The organism is Chitinimonas sp., assembly GCF_041904975.1.
GTDB lineage: Bacteria > Pseudomonadota > Gammaproteobacteria > Burkholderiales > Chitinimonadaceae > Chitinimonas.
On sequence record NZ_JAYRLZ010000368.1, the window covers coordinates 1 to 3,387 of the forward strand.

4 protein-coding genes are annotated in these 3,387 nt (G+C 61.3%); 2 read left to right on the forward strand and 2 right to left on the reverse strand.

The features are described from left to right. Nucleotides 1-73: 73 nt before the first annotated feature. Both ACE3OH_RS20895 and ACE3OH_RS20900 read left to right on the forward strand, forming a co-directional pair. Nucleotides 74-709, forward strand: a complete 636-nt coding sequence (locus tag ACE3OH_RS20895; RefSeq protein ID WP_374357750.1) for a Smr/MutS family protein — start codon at nt 74-76, stop codon at nt 707-709. Nucleotides 710-829: 120 nt separating this feature from the next. Beyond that, nucleotides 830-1,597, forward strand: coding sequence for a substrate-binding periplasmic protein (locus tag ACE3OH_RS20900; protein ID WP_374357753.1), 768 nt, complete (start codon nt 830-832; stop codon nt 1,595-1,597). A gap of 370 nt (nt 1,598-1,967) precedes the next feature. Here ACE3OH_RS20900 and ACE3OH_RS20905 read toward each other — a convergent pair whose 3' ends face one another. Further along, on the reverse strand, nt 1,968-2,687 hold the full coding sequence (locus ACE3OH_RS20905) for a FliH/SctL family protein (RefSeq protein ID WP_374357756.1): 720 nt from the start codon (nt 2,685-2,687) through the stop codon (nt 1,968-1,970). 152 nt (nt 2,688-2,839) lie between these two features. After that, nucleotides 2,840-3,190 carry a hypothetical protein gene (locus ACE3OH_RS20910; protein ID WP_374357759.1) on the reverse strand — a complete coding sequence of 117 codons (351 nt, stop codon included), beginning with the start codon at nt 3,188-3,190 and terminating at the stop codon, nt 2,840-2,842. Nucleotides 3,191-3,387: the final 197 nt, after the last annotated feature.

Genomic DNA, 3,387 nt, shown 5'->3' on the forward strand with positions numbered 1-3,387 from the left:
CCAGCCTTCCGGGGGCGCTTTTGCCCCGGCGACATCGCTATGTTGCCCTATCGGTCCAGGCCAGCACCGCGCCATGTCGCGCCCCAAGACACCCCTTGCCGAGCTGCTCAAGCCGCTCGCCCGCTCGCTGCGCGAATCGCGCCGCCAGCCGCCGCCGGCTACCCCGGCGCCGCCACCCGAAGACGACCATAGCGTGTTCATGCGTGCCGTGGCCGGCACCGAACCGCTGAATCACCCCCTGCCCTACCCGCACCCACCGGCAGAACAATCACCCCACCCACGCCAGCGCCAGCGCGACGAAGGCCTGGTGATGCACGACGCCATGACCGACCGCTGGCCATGGGACGAGATCGAATCGGGCGAAGAATTGCTCTATCTGCGCGCCGGCCAGAAGCTCGACACCCTGAAAAAGCTGCGGCGCGGCCACTGGGTAGTACAGGCGCAGCTCGACCTGCACGGCCTCAATACCGACGAAGCCCGCGCCGCCGTCGGTGGCTTCTTGCACCGCTGTGTACAAGCCGACCAGCGCTGCGTGCGCATCATCCACGGCAAGGGCCTGGGCTCGCGCAACAAGGAACCGGTGTTGAAAAACAAGCTGCGCAACTGGCTGGTACAGCGCGATGAAGTGCTGGCTTTCTGCCAGGCCCGCCCGGTGGACGGCGGCGCTGGCGCCGCCATCGTGCTGCTGCGTGGGCGGCGCGGCGCTTGAACCATCCGGCCATCGAGGCGTAACTCGCGACGCCCCTACGTCGCAGAAAGCCACCACACCGCGACGAGCGGACAACTATTTGCCGGCCGCATCGACAGCACAGCTGTCTATAGTGCGACGATGAATTACCCCCACATCCGCCGCCCCGCCCTCGCCTTGCTGTGCGCAGCCGCCATGCAGCACGCGCACGCCGCGCCGCCCTTGCGGGTGGCCGAGCTTGATTCGATCAACTACCCGTTTGTGGAGCTGGACAAATCGGGCAAGATCAGCGGCGGCCTGCTGCCCGCCCTGGGCGATTTGATCGCACGCGAGCTGGGCACCAAGGCCGTTCATAGCGTATGGTCGCGGCGCCGTATCGAGCAGGCGGTCGGCCGTGGCGATGCCGATATCAGCTGCTATTCCAGCCCGAAATGGACCGACTATAGCGGCCCCTTGCAATGGACCATTGCCACCCTGCCGCAGATCGAGCGCGTGGTGGTGCTCAAGGGCCAGCCGCTTCCCGGCACCAGCAGCAACGATTTCGCCGGAAAACGCATTGCCACCATGCTGGGCTACCACTACCCAAGCATCCAGCCCCTGTTTGACGAAAAACGCGCCACGCGCATCGACAGCACCCGCGTCAGCAATCTGTTCCGCCTGGTCGAGGACAAGCTCGCCGACGCACTGATTTCATCCGAAGCCGAAATCGAAGGCCATTTCGCCCGGAACCCGGCAGCACGCGAGCGATTCAGCGTGGCCACCACGCCGTTCTCGGTCGTGGATACCCAGTGCTATATCTCGCCAAGCTCACCCTGGCCCCTGGCCGATATCAACAAGGCATTGAACACCTTGCTCGGCAACGGCGAAATCGAGCGACTGGCGCGGCAATACCATATGTCGATGCGTTGAAGCTGGCAGCAAACAGCGCAGCACCCGCACAACCGTAAACGACGCGATTTGCCGGCCACCGCAAGCAGCCCCGCCGGGCCCGGCGCGGTGGCAACACTGGGTGCGCCAACGATTCATGCAGCCCTTGCCTTGCCCTGCCCCACCCAAGTGGCGGGCGGCGATTGGCGAGCACCGAGCAAATCTACTTTGCGTTTGGGAGGCTCGGAACGAGTCGAGCTTTCAGCTTGCGTAGCAGGCCCCGGAATGCCTGGGGCTTAGCCAGAACCGAATAAGCAGTTGATTCCTTGTGACGCCATTTCACCCCTGCGCCCTCGCATTGCGCGGGGGAAGGCGCGCTGGTCGCGCCTGAGCGGATGCGTTCAGCGCCTCCCTAATGCCTCGCCGCCCGTACCCGCAATAAGCGCTCGCGCAGGCGCGACAGTTGCGTGTCGAAGCTGGCATCCAGATCGCCCTGCTCGGTTTCAATGATGCAGCCACCCAGTGCCAGGGTCTCGTCTTCTACCCATTGCGGTAGTTTGTCGGCGGCCAGCAGGGTGTCGAGCAATCGCCCGTCGCGCAGCAGCGCCAGGTCTTGCGGATGCAGGCGAATCAGCAAGCGGCCGGCTTCGCGCAGCTGGCGAGCCGCCTGCTTGACTGCCCCGGCCACCGCTTCCTGCTGGCCAGCCTGCTCGCCCAACACCATGCACACTGCCTCAAAGGCAATGGCCAGCGCCATATCCTCGCTATTGGCAAAGCCGCGCTCCGGCAAGCTTTGCATCGCCTCGGCAATGCTACGCAGCCTGGCCAGCTCCGCCGCCATCGCCTGGCGCGCTTCCTCGGCACCGGCAGCACGGCCTTCCTTCAGGCCGCGTTGCCGCGCCAATTCCTGCATCTGCTCAGCCTCGCCCTTCAGCTTGGCCAAGGCAGCCTTGGTAGCGAGCTGCACCAGGTCTGGCGTGGTTGACACTGGCTGCGGCGCCACCGGCTCGCTTGCAGCTGCGTCCGCCGCTGGCTCCGCCACGCCAGAAACAGCGACAGCGGCCACGTCACGGCGGTTTGGCAGGCGGCGCTTTGCCTCATGGAGTGTTGGATTGCGCAGAATCTTGGTCATAACCTACACGTCCACATAGTTGGCAATCAATATATGAAGTTTCTCCAAGCCTCGCTGTGAATGGCTTGCCTCAATGCCAGTAAATCGGACGGACCACGACCTTCTTGCCAGCCCGCCAACACCAACAGAAAACCCACATTATGAAAAATTAACTATTGCGCATTTTTATCCTTAAACTCCAAAAAACCACGAGGCTGAAGCACATTGGTTATGCGGACAATTCTATCAATCACATCAACATCGTCAGGCGTGGGTGGCATTTCAGATGACATAACCAACACTCCACTCCCTAAGCTCTCCCACATCACATCTGGTGGAAGTAGCTCAGAAACAGTTGAATCAGAAAAATAGGTTAGCCAACCAACTTCAACACCCTTAAAATTTTCTCGGGGCACTGGTCGGACCCCGTCACGTGAAACCGTGGCCAAATCTGGTCGTACCATCTCAACCAGTTCGATTAATATATTCTTTGCGGCATTCACAAGCTCTACAGTCGGAGACATCTGTAGCACAACACGATCACTTCCTAATTCGCCCCCCCACCAATAGTCAAAGCAACATACACACCCGGCTCCTTTGATTTCATAGTAGTAATCAAACCCATGGAATAACCCAGCCGGCATTTTGCACCTAGGGAAAATGAATTACCAGACCCATCAGAATTGACATACGCAACACCCTGATCAACATTGCCAACAAT